This window comes from Micromonospora sp. NPDC051924, assembly GCF_055586005.1.
The window spans coordinates 93,664-108,006 of sequence record NZ_JBVJJA010000026.1; the positions used below are offsets into that span (position 1 = coordinate 93,664).

At 70.6% G+C, this 14,343-nt stretch carries 13 protein-coding genes; 6 read left to right on the forward strand and 7 right to left on the reverse strand.

The window, feature by feature from the left end; translation table 11 throughout:
• Nucleotides 1-19 precede the first annotated feature (19 nt).
• From ACZ6S5_RS21155 to ACZ6S5_RS21175, 5 genes are all read right to left on the reverse strand, one after another.
• Complete coding sequence (locus tag ACZ6S5_RS21155; RefSeq protein ID WP_466002884.1) at nucleotides 20-1,174, reverse strand: low temperature requirement protein A; 1,155 nt, start codon at nucleotides 1,172-1,174, stop codon at nucleotides 20-22.
• Between the two features lie 283 nt (nucleotides 1,175-1,457).
• The gene (locus tag ACZ6S5_RS21160; protein WP_466002886.1) at nucleotides 1,458-2,687 is read right to left on the reverse strand and encodes an epoxide hydrolase family protein; all 1,230 of its coding nucleotides are present in this window, start codon (nucleotides 2,685-2,687) and stop codon (nucleotides 1,458-1,460) included.
• 48 nt (nucleotides 2,688-2,735) lie between these two features.
• The gene (msrA, locus tag ACZ6S5_RS21165; RefSeq protein ID WP_466002888.1) at nucleotides 2,736-3,248 is read right to left on the reverse strand and encodes a peptide-methionine (S)-S-oxide reductase MsrA; all 513 of its coding nucleotides are present in this window, start codon (nucleotides 3,246-3,248) and stop codon (nucleotides 2,736-2,738) included.
• A gap of 31 nt (nucleotides 3,249-3,279) precedes the next feature.
• Nucleotides 3,280-4,146, reverse strand: coding sequence for a thioredoxin family protein (locus tag ACZ6S5_RS21170; RefSeq protein WP_466002890.1), 867 nt, complete (start codon nucleotides 4,144-4,146; stop codon nucleotides 3,280-3,282).
• Nucleotides 4,147-4,163: 17 nt separating this feature from the next.
• Complete coding sequence (locus ACZ6S5_RS21175) at nucleotides 4,164-4,901, reverse strand: DUF1223 domain-containing protein (RefSeq protein WP_466002892.1); 738 nt, start codon at nucleotides 4,899-4,901, stop codon at nucleotides 4,164-4,166.
• A 302-nt stretch (nucleotides 4,902-5,203) separates the two neighbouring features.
• Here ACZ6S5_RS21175 and ACZ6S5_RS21180 point away from each other — a divergent pair, with 302 nt between their 5' ends.
• The gene (locus tag ACZ6S5_RS21180) at nucleotides 5,204-5,827 is read left to right on the forward strand and encodes a VOC family protein (RefSeq protein ID WP_466002894.1); all 624 of its coding nucleotides are present in this window, start codon (nucleotides 5,204-5,206) and stop codon (nucleotides 5,825-5,827) included.
• 125 nt (nucleotides 5,828-5,952) lie between these two features.
• Nucleotides 5,953-7,164: a low temperature requirement protein A gene (locus ACZ6S5_RS21185; protein WP_466002896.1), complete on the forward strand. Its 1,212-nt coding sequence runs from the start codon at nucleotides 5,953-5,955 to the stop codon at nucleotides 7,162-7,164.
• Nucleotides 7,165-7,228: 64 nt separating this feature from the next.
• On the opposite strand, the gene ACZ6S5_RS21190 is transcribed toward ACZ6S5_RS21185, so the two are convergent.
• Both ACZ6S5_RS21190 and ACZ6S5_RS21195 read right to left on the reverse strand, forming a co-directional pair.
• Nucleotides 7,229-7,927, reverse strand: coding sequence for a response regulator (locus ACZ6S5_RS21190; protein ID WP_466002898.1), 699 nt, complete (start codon nucleotides 7,925-7,927; stop codon nucleotides 7,229-7,231).
• Nucleotides 7,924-9,168, reverse strand: coding sequence for a sensor histidine kinase (locus ACZ6S5_RS21195; RefSeq protein ID WP_466002900.1), 1,245 nt, complete (start codon nucleotides 9,166-9,168; stop codon nucleotides 7,924-7,926). Before ACZ6S5_RS21195 ends, ACZ6S5_RS21190 begins: the two co-directional genes overlap by 4 nt.
• Nucleotides 9,169-9,370: 202 nt before the next feature.
• Between ACZ6S5_RS21195 and ACZ6S5_RS21200 the strand changes: the two genes are divergently transcribed.
• The 4 genes from ACZ6S5_RS21200 (at nucleotide 9,371) to ACZ6S5_RS21215 (ending at nucleotide 14,235) form a co-directional block, all read left to right on the forward strand.
• Nucleotides 9,371-9,778: a DUF6220 domain-containing protein gene (locus tag ACZ6S5_RS21200; RefSeq protein ID WP_466002902.1), complete on the forward strand. Its 408-nt coding sequence runs from the start codon at nucleotides 9,371-9,373 to the stop codon at nucleotides 9,776-9,778.
• Nucleotides 9,775-11,748, forward strand: a complete 1,974-nt coding sequence (locus tag ACZ6S5_RS21205; protein WP_466002904.1) for a multicopper oxidase family protein — start codon at nucleotides 9,775-9,777, stop codon at nucleotides 11,746-11,748. The genes ACZ6S5_RS21200 and ACZ6S5_RS21205 overlap by 4 nt, the downstream gene beginning before the upstream one ends.
• On the forward strand, nucleotides 11,738-12,058 hold the full coding sequence (locus ACZ6S5_RS21210; protein ID WP_466002906.1) for a hypothetical protein: 321 nt from the start codon (nucleotides 11,738-11,740) through the stop codon (nucleotides 12,056-12,058). The genes ACZ6S5_RS21205 and ACZ6S5_RS21210 overlap by 11 nt, the downstream gene beginning before the upstream one ends.
• 107 nt (nucleotides 12,059-12,165) lie before the next feature.
• On the forward strand, nucleotides 12,166-14,235 hold the full coding sequence (locus ACZ6S5_RS21215) for an MMPL family transporter (RefSeq protein ID WP_466002908.1): 2,070 nt from the start codon (nucleotides 12,166-12,168) through the stop codon (nucleotides 14,233-14,235).
• Nucleotides 14,236-14,343: the final 108 nt, after the last annotated feature.

A 14,343-nucleotide genomic window follows, 5' to 3' on the forward strand; every position in this document is an offset into this window, starting at 1 on the left:
TGTGGCCGCCATGACCCGTTCAGGCCGACCGGCCTCTCGGGCGGGCATCGACGACGGCTATGCCAGCCAGGACCGCGGTCGCGGCGAGGACCGCCAGCAGCGGTGACAGCAGGACCGCGACCGGTGCCATAGCCGCCAGGACGAGCAGCCCGATCAGTCGATCCCGGGGGATGCGCCCGAAGACCTGGTGCCCGAAGAAGGCCAGCCCCGCCAGAAACAGGAACGGACCGCCGTAGATGACGGTGATCCAGGTCGGTTCGGTGTGCCCGAGGGGATGGGCGATGACGGACTCGACGCCGACAGCGGTCACGACGACACCGGCCACCATGGGCAGGTGAGCGAACAGCGCCCAGCGGGCGAGGCGGTCCGGGTCGGATGCCATGGCGATGACGGCGGGCAGCAACTCCCCCGCACGGTAGATGTAGATCCGCCAGAGCAGCGCGGTGGTGGCGAAGAACACCGTGGCCGCTGCGGTCGGGGCGCGCGTGAAGCCACTGCTGTCGAGCGTCAGACCAGCGACGAGGACCAGCTCACCGAGCGCGATGATGAACATCTGCCGGTACCGCTCGGCCAGGTGCGCGGCGACGATCGGCCACTCTCGCGCGGGTGCACGGCCCAACCCGGGCGTGGGGTAGCGAACCGCGCCGGCGAGGTAGTCGATGCCCACGGCCACCGTCCACAGCGCCGCTCGCGCCGTCCCGGTTGCGAACCCACCCGCCATCCACGGCACGGCGGACAGGCCGAACCAGAACAGGAGCCGCACGGTTCTGCGTCGCAACGGGTGGCCCCGCAGGGCGACCAGGAAGAAGAGGTGGCGGCCGACGTTGATGGCGACGTACAGCCCCGCAAAGACCAGACCCCGGGTGCCGAACGCGTCGGGCAGCGCGGCCGCTATCAGGAAGGTTCCCAGCATGGTGGCGATGACCAGCAGCTGGATGGCCGGTTGCTCCGGGTCGTACAAGTCGGTGGTCCATGCCATGTTGGTCCAGATCCACCAGATGGCGAGCAGCAGCAACAGCGCCTGAGCGGCGCCGCTCCACGTGAGGTGTTGGGTCAGCGTTCGGGAGAGCTGGGTGAGCGACAGGACGAACACCAGGTCGAAGAACAGTTCCAGGAACGTCGCCTGCTGTGCCTCGTCGGGTCTGCGCAGCAGGTCGTCGGGCCGAGTCCTCATCGGTCCGCCCGCCCTGCGGACACGGGAACCGAGGCGAGCGGCAACAGGGCGGCGTGCGGTGCCGTCAACCGCTGTCCGACGCTGGCCATCAACGCGCTCCTCGGGTGAGCTCCGAGCGGCGGCCGGCACGGTGGCCGGTCGCCGGGATGGGGCCGTCTACCCGGTCCGCGCTGGCTCAGGCGGCCTGACGGCCCGGAGGCGGACCGGGTTGTCGGCGGACCGATGCACCGGGGGCGGGCCGGACCTGGGACCGACCCGCACCGCGATACGACGCCGGGCTGAGCTAACGCAGCGACCGGAAGGCCGCCCGCATCTCCTCGGAAAAGAGCTGCGGCTGTTCCCACGCCGCGAAGTGCCCGCCCCGGTCGAGCCGGTTGTAGTGGATGAGATTGGGATATGCCTGCTCCGCCCAGCTCTTCGGTGCCTCGAAGAGCTCATCGGGGAAGACGCTCACGGCGGCCGGGATCCGGACCCCCTTGGCGGCGAAGAAGGACAGCTTGTTCACCGCGTAGAGACGCGCCGAGGAGACCCCGGTGTTCGTCAGCCAGTAGAGCGTGACGTTGTCCACGACGTCCTGCGGAGTCAGGCCTCGGGGCTGCCCGGCGAAGGCCTCGGAGATCAGCTTCAGGCTGGCCGCGTCGTGGTCGATCATGAAGCTGGCCAGGCCGACGGGCGAGTCCGCGAGCGCGGTCAGCGTCTCCGGGCGAGTGTTCATGATGAGGGCGTACGCGGAGTGTTTCCAGAAGAAGTCCACCTGCTCGCAGGTGCGCTTCTCCTCCGCCGAAAGGTTGGCCGGCAGCTTGTCGAGCGGGTTGTTCAGCCCGGTGGCGCCGGTCTGCAGGAGCGCGTCGATGTCGGGCGGGACCACGCAGGGCATGTTGCTGTGGATGCCGATCAACTCCGGCGGTGCCTGCACACCCATCATGTCGGTGATGAGCGCGCCCCAGTCGCCGCCCTGCGCCACGAACCGGTCGTAACCGAGGCGCTTCATCAGCTCCGTCCAGGCGCGGGCGACGTGCTCGGGCCCCCAGTCGCTCGTGCTCGGCTTGCCCGAGAACCCGTAACCGGGCATCGACGGGATCACCAGATGGAAGGCGTCCGACGCGGCGCCGCCGTGGGCCGTGGGATCGGTGAGTGGACCGATGATCTTCAGTTGCTCGATCACCGATCCGGGCCACCCGTGCGTGACGATGAGCGGCAACGCGTCGTCGTGTTTCGAGCGGACGTGGATGAAGTGGATGTCGAGCCCGTCGATCTCGGTGATGAAGTTCGGCAGGCTGTTCAGTCGTGCCTCGACCTGGCGCCAGTCGTGCTCCTTCGCCCAGTAGCGTGCCAGCGCCTGGCTCGTCGCGAGCGGCACGCCCTGCGACTGGTCGCCGACGGTCTCCTTCTCGGGCCATCGGGTGGCCGCGATGCGCTTGCGCAGCGCTTCGAGCTCCGCATCGGGAATTTCGATCGTGAACGGGCGGATGTCCGCGGTCGGGCGGGTCATCGTCTCGGTTCTGACGGCCACGTGGGCTCCCCTTTCATTCGAGTCGGTTCGGCGGGGCCGGGCTGGAAGCTAGGCGGCCTTTTCCCCTCGGCGGGGGAGCTTCCAGTCGGGGCGGACGAAGTGGCAGGTGTAACCGCCGGGATTCCGCTCCAGGTAGTCCTGGTGTTCCGGCTCCGCCTCCCAGAAGGGGCCGGCGGGTGTGACCTCGGTGACCACCTTGCCCGGCCAGAGGCCGGAGGCGTCGACGTCGGCGATGGTGTCGTCGGCGATCTCCCGCTGCCGGTCGTCGCAGTAGAAGATGGCGGACCGGTAGCTGGCTCCCACGTCGTTGCCCTGCCGGTTCTTCGTCGTCGGGTCGTGTGCCTGGAAGAAGAACTCGAGCAGGTCCCGGTAGGACAGTTGATCGGTGTCGAAGACGATCTCGACCGCCTCGGCGTGCGAGCCGTGGTGGCGGTACGTCGCGTTCGGCACGTCCCCGCCGGTGTAACCGACCCTGGTGCTGATCACGCCCGGGCGTTTCCGGATGAGATCCTGCATTCCCCAGAAGCAGCCGCCAGCGAGGATCGCCTTCTCCGTCGTCATCGCTCCCCTTTCCCGTTCATCAGGACACGCGCTATGGGCCGAAGGTGAAGACGTGGGCCCGGAAGCCGGCCCGGTCGGCGACGAGGGTCAGCTCATGGTCGGCGCGGGACGCACCGGCGACGAGCCGGATCATGCGTGCGTTGTCGATCCGCGACACCGCGTCCGGGCCGACGTCGGCACCGCGCTCACCGTCGATCGGATTCCCGTCGAGCAGCACCCGGATCGCGGCCTGGCCGGCCGGTCCCGGGTCGACGACGAGGTTCACCTCGCCGGCGTTGAACGGCAGGGTGAGTTCGCCGCTGCCGTCGGCGACTTCGACATACTCGCCGTTGCTGCGCCAGTCGCCGGTCAGGGTGAACGTTCCCAGCTCCGCCCGCTCGGCGCCGAGGTACGTCTCCGGCGTGATGCCGAGGTAGGAGGGCTCCCCGGCGGTGGTGAACGCCGTCACCTCCGGGCTCACCGGCGGGAGCTTGGTGCGGGGCGCCCTGATCTCGAGGAGCCGACGGATCTCCGACTCCACCCGGTCGTAGTCGCCCTCCCCGATCCACCGCTCGACGAACCGTCCGGCCGCGTCGAAGACGTACTTGGCCGGCCAGGCGTCGTTGCCGAGGGCCCGCCAGAAGGTGAAGTCGTTGTCGAGCGCGACGGGATGGGTGAGGCCGTGGTCGCGGATCGCCCGCTCGATGTTTTCGGCGTGCCGGCCGAACCGGAACTCCGGCGCGTGCACCCCGATGACGGTCAGGCCCAGGTCGGCGTAGTCGCGGTGCCATGCCTTGACGTAGGGCGCGGTGCGGATCCAGTTGATGCAGGTGTACTCCCAGATGTCGATCAGCACCACCCGGCCGTGCAGATCGTCGGGCGTCAGCGGCGGAGAGTTCACCCACCGCTCGACCGTCACGGGAGGAAGCTGCGCGATCATGTCCGGCGTCCCACCGGCATGCCGGCGGCCGCGGCACCGACGATGGACTTGTCGTCGTCGTTCTGGACGTAGCCGACCACCGAGGCGTGTCGCGGATCCAGATCTTCCGGCACCCCGAGTTCCACGCGCCCCTGGGTCAGGTTCAGTTCCGCCGACGTGAAGGCGCGCACCACGTTGTCCTGACGCAGCCTCTGCCCGGCGTTCTCGCCCCGGGGAACGTCGTTCTCCAGGCCGCGTTCGACGACCGCCACGTTCAGCACCGCCCGCTCCGGCGGCTGCTCCGCCTGGTAGCCCACGACCACGCGGCGGCCGCCGCCCCCGTCCTCGACCGACAGCGTGAGCGGTGTCGTGGCCGCCGCCGCCAGGGCGGACCTGATCGCCGATGACGCCTGCCGCCGGTCGGAGCCGACGAACTCGACCGTGCCGTTGACGACCATCTGCGGCGTGTACAGCCCGGCGGAGCCGAAGGCGCGGGCGTACGCCTCCTGCCGGAGGGTGTGCGCCTCGTTGCCGAACGGGTCGGCCCAGCCAAGGTGGTCCCAGTAGTCGACGTGGAAACCGAGGGCGTAGACGGGCTGCCCCCGCTCCCGGGCGTCCCGATCGAGTTCCGACAGCACCTCCTCGGCTGGAGGACAGCTGTTGCAGCCCTGCGAGGTGAACATCTCCACGACGGCGAATCCGCCACCGGCCGGCGTCTGGGCACTGTTCGACCCGGTGCGCGATGTGTCCGTCACGGCGCGGCCTCCTCTGGCGGTCCTGCTGGCGGCCCCTGGCCTTCCCGTTCCGCCCGCGACCATGCCCGCCGTGCGGCCCGGGCGGCCGCCCGGCCGCTCGGCAGCCCGCGCACGGCTCGTCACGTGCGGGGACTGTTCCGGTAGCGGCGCCACCGACGGTGCGGAGGTACTACGGTGGCAACCGGGGCTCGGCCTCACCGGCGGTCCAGCCGAGGGCGCGTAGCAGGTCGACGAAGCGGTCGCGCACGAACGGCGCCGGCGATGAGGCGCATCGCGGCGTGGTTCAGCCCAGGGAGGCCACGATGAGCACGACGGTCCGCAGTCAGAGCGGGACAACCGCGATCGAGAACATCGACGTCAAGGTCGAGGTGGTCGTCATTCCGGTTTCGGACGTCGACCGGGCGAAGGAGTTCTACGGGCGCCTCGGATGGCGCCTCGACCGGACGCCGCCCGGCATCGTCCAGTTCACGCCGCACGGCTCCGGGTGCTCGGTCCAGTTCGGCCCGAACCTGACGTCGGCTGCGCCCGGATCGGCCCAGGTGTACCTGGTCGTGTCCGACCTCGAGGCGGCCCGGCACGCGCTGGTCGCCGCCGGCGTCGAGGTGAGCGACCCCTGCCACGTCGGCCCGGACGGCCCGGTGAGCGGTGTGGATCCCGAGCGCCGCAGCTACGTCTCGCGCGCCTCGTTCCGCGATCCGGACGGCAACAGGTGGCTGCTGCAGGAGATAACGGCGCGGCTTCCGGGGCGGGTCGAGGCTGCCGAGACGTCGTTCGGCTCCGCGGACGACCTGGCTAACGCGATGCGGCGTGCGGCGGCCGCCCACGGCGAGCACGAGAAGCGCATCGGCGGGACGGACCCGAACTGGCCCGACTGGTACGCGGAATACATGGTCAGCGAGCAGACCGGAGCAGCACCTCCCACGTGACCGCCGCTCGACGCGCACTGGAAACCCTGTCGACGCGCCGGTCGTCGTCGGGGGCGCACGGCCTCGGCGGACGCGCTCTCGCCGATCCCGCATGGCCGGGCCGGTGAAGTGGAAACGGGCAGTGGATGACGATCGGCGGTTGGCGCGGACTGGTGCAGGGACGGGAGGGGGAACTTCTCCTCGATCTGGTCTACGTCTTCGTGCTGACCCGGTTCTCCCAGCGCCTGATCGAGGATTTCACCACGGACCGTAGGGTGGTCCTGCCAGAAGTCGGTCAAACGGTGCTGTTGCTGCTGGCGGTGTGGATGATCTGGGTCCACGCGGCATGGGTGACCAGCAGGGCCGACCCCCGGCAACCGGTGACCCAGCTGTTGATCGTCTGGACCATGTTGGGCAGCATGATCATCGCGGTCACGTTGCCGCACGCGTTCGGGGCGCGAGGTCTGCTCTTCGCGGTCACGTACGTCGCCATCCAGGCCGGCAAGCCGATCATCCTGCTGCTCGCGCGCAGGGGCCGTGAGCGGCGCAGCCCCACCCGGCACCTCTGCTGGGCCCCGGTGTCCGCCGTGCCGTGGATCGCGGGAGCGGCGCTGTTCCCGCAAAGTCCCGCGCGCGGGGCGCTCTGGGCCCTGGCGATCGCCCTGGACTACGCGGGACTCGTGTTCGGTTGGCCGGTGCCCGGGCTGGGCCGGACCGGACCGGAGGACTGGCGGCTCGCGGGCGAGCACCTGGCCGAGCGCTTCCAGCAGCTCATCGTCATCACGATCGGCGAGACGATCCTGCTCACGGGAGCGACGTTCGCCGACAAGTTCACCCCCGACCGGGTGGTGCCGAGCATGCTGTCCTTCGCCACCGCGGTGCTGATGTGGCGGATCTACTTCCACCGGGCGGGGGCGGTGTTCTCGGCCGCCGTCGCGGCCGCCCCCCGTCCGGAGCGGCTCGGCAAGTCCGGCTACTACACCCAGCTGGCCATCGTGACGGGCATTCTCGCCGCGGGCGTCGGCTACGCGCTCGTCATCCGGGAGCCCGGCGGACACCAGGATCCGCTCTGGCTCGCGGTCATCCTCGGCGGGCCCGCGCTGTTCCTCGCCGGGCGGTCCCGCCTGGAGTACGAGGTGTTCGCCCGGCTCTCCCCGTCCCGCGTGATCGGACTGCTCGCGCTCGCCACGCTGACGCCGGCACTGCTGCACCGCACGCCGATGCTCGCCGCCGCTGCCGCGACCGCCGTCCTGGCCGGGGTCGCGGTGTGGGATGCGGTACGCGAACGGCGGCAACCGGGCGAGGCGCCCTCCCCGCCGTCCCAGACGAACCACCGCCGGCGCTGGTCCCGTGGCTGATCAACGCCGGCGGTGGGGTGCCGAGTGGCCGCGGTGATCGGTACGCGCCGTGCCCGCGGGCCGGTCATGCCTGATGCGCGCTGACCAGCCCTGTCTGGTACGCGATGACAACCAGTTGCGCGCGGTCGCGTGCACCCAGTTTCGCCATCGCGTGGCTGACGTGGGTGCGCGCGGTGGCCGGGCTGAGGAACAACTCGGCGCCGATCTCGGTGTTGCTCAGGCCCTGCCCGACCAGCGCCAGCACTTCGCGTTCGCGCTGGGTCAGCACCGCGAGCCGGTCCTCCGCGGCCCGGGTGGCGGTCCGGTGCGCGGTGAACTGGCCGATGAGGCGTCGGGTGATCCGCGGCGCGAGCAGCGCGTCTCCGGCGGCGATCACCCGGATGGCGTGCAGCAGTTCGGCCGGCCCGGCGTCCTTGAGCAGGAATCCGCTGGCACCGGCCTGCAACGCCTCGAAGACGTACTCGTCGGTGTCGTAGGTGGTGAGGACGAGGACCCGGACCTGCTCCAACCCGCGCGTCCCGGCGATCTGGGCGGTGGCCCGGATCCCGTCCAGCTTCGGCATGCGGATGTCCATGAGGACGACGTCGGGCCGGGTGGCGCGGGCCCGCTCGACGGCTTCGGCGCCGTTGGTGGCCTCTCCCACCACCGTGATGTCGTCCTCGACGTCGAGCAGGACCTTGAACCCGGAGCGGACGAGACCCTCGTCGTCGGCGAGCAGCACCTTGATCGGCGCGTCGGTCGACGAGGCGGCCGCGGCGTTCACAGGCGCGATCCGGTCGGTGCGAGGGGCAGCCGGGCCGTGACCTCGAACCCTCCGCCCGGAGTCGGCTTGGCGTCGAGTTCTCCGCCCAGCAGTTGACAGCGCTCACGCATGCCGACGATCCCGCGGCCGGGCTCGGCCGGGCTGCCCGGGCGTGTCGGATGCTGGGCCGGTAGGCGCGGGTCGGCGGGGCCACCACCTGGGTCGGCGCGGCGCCCCTCATCGGTCACGCGGATCTCCAGGACGTCCACCCCCGGGTTCAGCGCCACCGTCACCCGGGTCGGGCCGACGTGGCGGATCACGTTGGTGATCGATTCCTGCAGGATCCGGTAGGCAGCGCTGCCCACCGCGCTCGGTACCGGCGCCGCCGCCGAGGTCTCCTCGATGGTGATGTCGACCCCCGCGTCGCGCGCCTTGGCGGTGAGGTCGTCGATCTGCCCGAGCCCGGGGTACGGCACGCGCCCGTCGGTGTCGTCACGGAGCACCCCGAGGATGGCGCGCATCTCCCGTAGCGCCCGGGAACTGGTCTGCTCGATGGCCCGCAGCGCCTCCCGTGCCACGTCCGGCCGCTTGTCGAGCACATGCGCGGTGACACCGGACTGGACGTTGATGATGGCGATGGCGTGCGCGACCGTGTCGTGGACCTCGCGGGCGATCCGGAGCCGTTCGGCGTCCACCCTTGCCCGCGCCTCCTCCTCGCGAGTCCGTTCGGCCCGCTCGGCACGCTCCTGAGCGTCGGCCGCGATCACCCGTCGAGACCGGACGGACTCACCGAGGGCCGCGCTCATGACCGACGCGCCGATCCGGAAGAACACCCAGCCGATGGCGGCTCGTGGCTCGATGTCGGCCGCGGCGACCAGCCAACCGACGGCGAGCACCGTGGTACCCGCACCGGCGATCACCACTGACCGGCGCCCGTCACCGTACGCGGTCAAGGTGTAGAGGGCGACGAAGAGCCCGAGCCAGCCGGGCCCGTCCGGGAAGTCGAGGCTGAAGTAGACCAGGCTGGCGAGTGCGGTGGTGACGAACACCGGAACCGGCCACCGGCGGCGGACGGCCAGGACGAGACCACTCACCACCAGCAGCGCGAATCCGAGGTTTCCGAAGTCGGCGAGCGGGCGTGGTGCCCCGTCGATGGCAGCCTTGGCGACCGTGCCCTGCACCTGCATCACGGTGACGAAGAGGGCGAGCGCCACGTCTTGCGCCACCACACGCAGGGGGAACGACACGGCACGTGGTTGCATGCCGCGAGCCTACAGTTCCCGCCCACGGACGACGCTCCACTCAGACGCGCGCCCCGCTACGCCGACGGGCGTAGCCGGACACGAGCCCGGCTACGCCCGATTGCGTAGCCGCTGCCATCCGCGGTCCGAGGCCACGGCGGTCCCATCGGCGCGACGATCGCCGCCATGAACGATCACCCTCACCCACTTCGAGGAGCGCGCCATGCGTAGATTCTTCGCCGGCCTGGCGGCCCTGCAGATGCTGGCCGTCGTCACGCAGTTCTTCCTGGCTGCCAGCGGTGCTTTCGACACGGCACCCGACGATGAAGCCTTCCAGCCGCACCGCGCGCTGGGCGGCGGAATTGTCCTGATCGCGGTCCTGGTGACCGTCGTCGCCGCGACTGGTCGAATGCCTGGGCGGCTCATCGGGATGAGCGGCCTGGTCGCCGGGCTCGCGGTTGTCCAGTTCGTGATCAAGGGGATCGCCACGGCGCTCGACGGCACCGCCGGCGGGCTCGTCTTCGGCCTGCACGCGGTCAACGGTCTCGCCATCGTGGCAGTGACCGGGATGATCATCCGCCAGGCCAGGCAGCTGTCCAGGCCGGCCACGCCCGCGCGACAGGCGCCATGACCACCGGGCTGTGGATCATCCTGGACCACGTCGTCGCGCTGCTGAGCATCGCCGCGTGGTTCGGGGCCGGCGTCACACTGGCGCTGCGGCGTACCCGGCTGGCGCCCGCCGTCCTCGTCGCCGCGGTGCTCGTGACGCTTGTCCGGGTGGGCACCGTGGCGATGCTGGCCGGCCGGGGCTGGTGGTTCGTACAGGAGAAGGTTCTGCTCGGGCTGCCGCTGCTGGGGGTCGCCGCGGCGGCCGCCCTGCTGCTCGCCGGCCCGAACCTGCTCGCGGCGAGGCGGGGGCGGGGCGACGGCAGGTCGACCGGCGGCGTGGTCTCGGTGCTCACCGCGGCGTACGCGGCGCTGGCTGGTCTGGCGGTGACCTTCCTGGCCGGGTATCCGCTCACCTTGAGCACCGCCTTGATCACGGTCTCGTTCGTGGGCGCCGGCGCGTTGCTGACCGCACGAGTGGTCGCGCCGGCCGCCGGGGACATTGCGGACGTCGCGCCGGCGCCGGCGGTCCGGCGCGCGATCTCGCGCCGCCAGTTCATCGGCTGGACCGGTGGCGCGGTGGTGGTGACCGCCGCCGGCGCCGGCACCGGGCTGTCGTTCCTGCCCGCCGAATCGACGACCACGGGAGGCCGCCCGGGACGCCCGTCCGGAGCGGCCGTGTCGGTGGCCGACCTGCGGGGCTCCGGCTCGCCGGCGCCGGGTGGCACCGTGCGGCGACACGTGCTGACCGCGAAGAAGGCCACCGTACGGCTTCCCTCCGGACGCGCGATCGACGCCTGGACCTACAACGGCGAGGTCCCCGGCCCGGCGATCACCGCGACCCAGGGCGACGTGATCGAAGTGCGGCTGCGCAACGCCGACATCGAGGACGGGGTGACCCTGCACTGGCACGGCTACGACGTACCGTGCGGCGAGGACGGCGCGCCGAGGGTGACGCAGCCGGCCGTGCCACCCGGTGCGGACTTCGTCTACCGGTTCCGCGCCGACCAGGTGGGCACCTACTGGTACCACACCCATCACGCGTCCCACGTCGGCGTGCACAAGGGGCTGTACGGGACCCTCGTCGTGCACCCGCGCGACGGACAGCCACCGGAGCAGCTGGACCTGACCCTGTCCGTGCACACCTTCGACGGCACCGTGGTGATCGCCGGCAGCGACGGCCGGGCCGAACATTCCGCACCGGCCGGTACGCCCGTGCGGCTGCGACTGGTCAACACCGACTCCGATCCGCACCGGATCGTCCTCGCCGGAACCCCGTTCCGGGTGGCGGCCGTCGACGGCCGGGACCTCAACCAGCCCGGCGAGGTCAGCGACGTCGGACTGCGCCTGCCCGCGGGCGGGCGATGCGACCTGGTGTTCCGCATGCCGGACAGGCCCGTGGCACTCGTCGTCGACGACGACCGTGACGGCGGACTGCGCCTGCGCCCGCAGGGCACCTCCTCCAGCGAAGCACGCTTCGAGGACACGTCCGGCCTGTCGGAGCTCGACCTGCTGCGGTACGGAACTCCGGCCGCCGTACCCTTCGACACCCGCGCGGCCGACCGGCACTTCACCATGGTCCTCGACCGCGGCGTGGCCATGGTCGACGGGCGACCGGCGTACGCGCAGACCGTCAACGGTCGGGGCCACCCCACCATCCCCGACCAGCTCGTGGTCGAGGGCGACGTCGTCCGGTTCACGGTCGTCAACCGGAGCCTGGAGACGCACCCCTGGCACCTGCACGGCCATGCCGTGCTGATCCTGTCCAGGGACGGGACGCCGTCGACGGGCAGTCCGCTGTGGGTGGACACATTCGACGTCCGGCCAGGCGAGACGTGGGAGGTCGCGTTCCGCGCGACGAATCCCGGAATCTGGATGAACCATTGCCACAACCTGCCGCACGCGCATCAGGGCATGATGCTGCGACTCCACTACGACGGCGTCACGACGCCATTCGGCGATTCGCACGGCGGAGGCCCAGGCCATGGCCACTGACCCGACCCGCGTCGCTCGTCAGCCCACCGAGTGCGCGGACGGTCCCAGGTCGAACCTCCTTGCCCTGGTCCACCGGCACACCCGGGACATCATCGACGCCGAACTGCATCGGTTGGCCCGTCGAGCCCCGTCCCTCTCCCCTGCCGACCTGGACGTCATCAACACGGCGCTGGAAGAGCTCGCCGAGTCGGCGATTCTCGCCCCGCTACGAAACGCCCCAGGGGACACCGCGCTTCTGCTGACGCGAATTTTCGGCCCCGGAACAGGCACCGATGACATGAGAACGCTCAACCACGTGAGGAGAAGATGATGACAACCGAGGCTCCCCGTACGGATGGAACGCTGGCGGGACTTGCCCGGTTCTGTTACCGGCGCCGTCGCCTGGTCCTCCTGGCCTGGATCGTCGGCGTCATCGCCGTGGCGTTCCTCGGCTTCGGCTTCGGCGCCGCCTCCGACAACGACTACTCCGGCGGAGACTCCGATTCCGCCAGGGCGCAGATTCTGATCGAGAAGCATTTCCCCGAGCAGCAAGGGGACACGCTGACTCTCGCGATCAGGGCAGAGAAGGGGATCGACGACCCCGCCGCCCGGCAGAAGATCGAGAAGGTCATCGCCGATCTGGACGCCTCACCCATTACCGGACCGGTGATCTCGCCGTATCAGGACGAGAATCTGGTGACGAAGGATCGTCGTATCGCCCGTACGACCATCCCGCTGACCGACAAGGATGTGAAGAAGACTGACGTCAAGCCCCTGGTGGACACGGTCAAGGACGCCTCCGGTGGCGGCGTGACGCTGGGGTTGGGCGGGGACAAGGCGGAGAAGGCGGAGACACCCCCGCAGGGTCCGGCGGAGGGTGTGGGCCTCCTGACGGCAGCGGTGATCTTGTTCATCGCCTTCGGGTCGTTGGTGGCGATGGGCCTGCCGATCGTGACCGGACTGATGGCGGTCCTCGGCGGCATCGCCCTGATGAAGCTCGTGGGGCACGTGGTCCCCTCGCCGGATTTCACCGTGTTCGTCTGCTCGTTGATCGGACTCGGCGTCGGCATCGACTACGCCCTGTTCATCCTGACCCGCTACAAGGACAGCCTGCGGGACGGCGACGAGCCCGAGATCGCCACCGTCAAGGCCATCACCACCGCAGGTCACGCGGTGCTGTTCGCCGGCACGACCGTCGTGATCGCGCTGCTGGGCCTGATCGTCATGGGACAGAAGATGATGACCGGCGTGGCCGTCGGCGCGTCGGTGACGGTGCTGGTGACGATGATCGCCGCGGTGACCCTGCTGCCGGCGTTCCTGGGCTTCATCGGCCACAAGATCGACTCGCTGCGCCTGCCCCGCCGCACGTCTCGCCGGCACCGGGGCGAAGGTGACCCGTCCCGGGAGCGCCGTACCCCCGCGGAGCGCTGGGCCGGCGTGGTGCAGCGCAAGCCGCTGGTCGCCGCGCTTCTGGCCGGCGCGAGCCTGCTGGTGCTGGCCGCCCCCGCGCTGTCGATGCGGCTGAGCCTGCCCGACGCCAGTGTCCAGCCCCACGACCGGAGCAGCTATACCTCATACGAGATCCTCTCCGAGGGCTTTGGCCCCGGCTACGGGGCACCCCTGATCTTCGCCACGGAGGTCGACCCCACGGACGCCGATCTGAGTTCCGTCGTCGCAACGGTCAGGAAGACCGAGGGCATCGCCTACGCGACTCAGCCCCGGATCAGCAAGGACGGGCAGGCCGCCATCTTCATGGCCTTCCCCAAGACCGGATACCAGGATGAGGCGACCGCGGACCTGGTGCACAAGCTCCGAAACGACGTGCTGCCCAAGGCACGCGGCGGTGACGATGTCTACCTCGGCGGCCCGAACGCCGGCGCGATCGACTTCGCCGAGGACACCCGTTCACGTCTGCCCCTGATGATCACGGTCGTCATCGTGCTGTCTCTGCTGCTGCTGGTCGCGCTGGTCCGGTCGGTCACGATCGCGCTGCAGGCCGCCGTGATGAACCTGCTGTCGATCGGTGCCGCCTACGGCGTGCTGGTCGCGATCGTGCAGTGGGGATGGCTCGGCTCGGCCCTCGGCTTCCCCACCGACATGCCGATCACGACCTGGGTGCCGATGATGATGTTCCCGCTCCTGTTCGGCCTGTCGATGGACTACGAGGTCTTCCTGATCTCGCGGATCCGGGAGGAGTACGAGCGCACCGGCGACAGCCGGCGAGCCGTCACCCGCGGGCTGGCGCGGACCGCCAAGGTGATCACGGCCGCGGCCGCCATCATGATCGCCATCTTCACGACCGCCCTGCTCGGCCCCGACGTCTCGACCAAGCAGATCGGTCTGGGCATGGCCGTCGCCGTACTCGTCGACGCCACCATCATCCGGATGGTCCTCGTCCCCGCGGTGATGGAACTGTGCGGCAAGGCCAACTGGTGGATGCCCGGACGCCGGACGCCGGGGGCGACCTCGGCTGCACGGGCCGGGGTCGGGGAAGGGGTCAGCGCCTGACTCCTTCATTCAGGGGCCCGGGGGGGGGGGGGGGGGGGGGGGGGGGGGGGGGGGGGGGGGGGGGGGGGGGGGGGGGGGGGGGGGGGGGGGGGGGGGGGGGGGGGGGGG

Excerpts from the sequence above, each read along its gene's own strand:
- msrA (WP_466002888.1), bottom strand. The coding sequence starts at position 3,248 with ATGACGACGGAGAAGGCGATCCTCGCTGGCGGCTGCTTCTGGGGAATG.
- ACZ6S5_RS21195 (WP_466002900.1), bottom strand. The coding sequence starts at position 9,168 with ATGCAACCACGTGCCGTGTCGTTCCCCCTGCGTGTGGTGGCGCAAGAC.
- ACZ6S5_RS21180 (WP_466002894.1), top strand. The coding sequence starts at position 5,204 with ATGAGCACGACGGTCCGCAGTCAGAGCGGGACAACCGCGATCGAGAAC.
- ACZ6S5_RS21185 (WP_466002896.1), top strand. The coding sequence starts at position 5,953 with ATGACGATCGGCGGTTGGCGCGGACTGGTGCAGGGACGGGAGGGGGAA.
- ACZ6S5_RS21205 (WP_466002904.1), top strand. The coding sequence starts at position 9,775 with ATGACCACCGGGCTGTGGATCATCCTGGACCACGTCGTCGCGCTGCTG.
- ACZ6S5_RS21155 (WP_466002884.1), bottom strand. The coding sequence starts at position 1,174 with ATGAGGACTCGGCCCGACGACCTGCTGCGCAGACCCGACGAGGCACAG.
- ACZ6S5_RS21210 (WP_466002906.1), top strand. The coding sequence starts at position 11,738 with ATGGCCACTGACCCGACCCGCGTCGCTCGTCAGCCCACCGAGTGCGCG.
- ACZ6S5_RS21200 (WP_466002902.1), top strand. The coding sequence starts at position 9,371 with ATGCGTAGATTCTTCGCCGGCCTGGCGGCCCTGCAGATGCTGGCCGTC.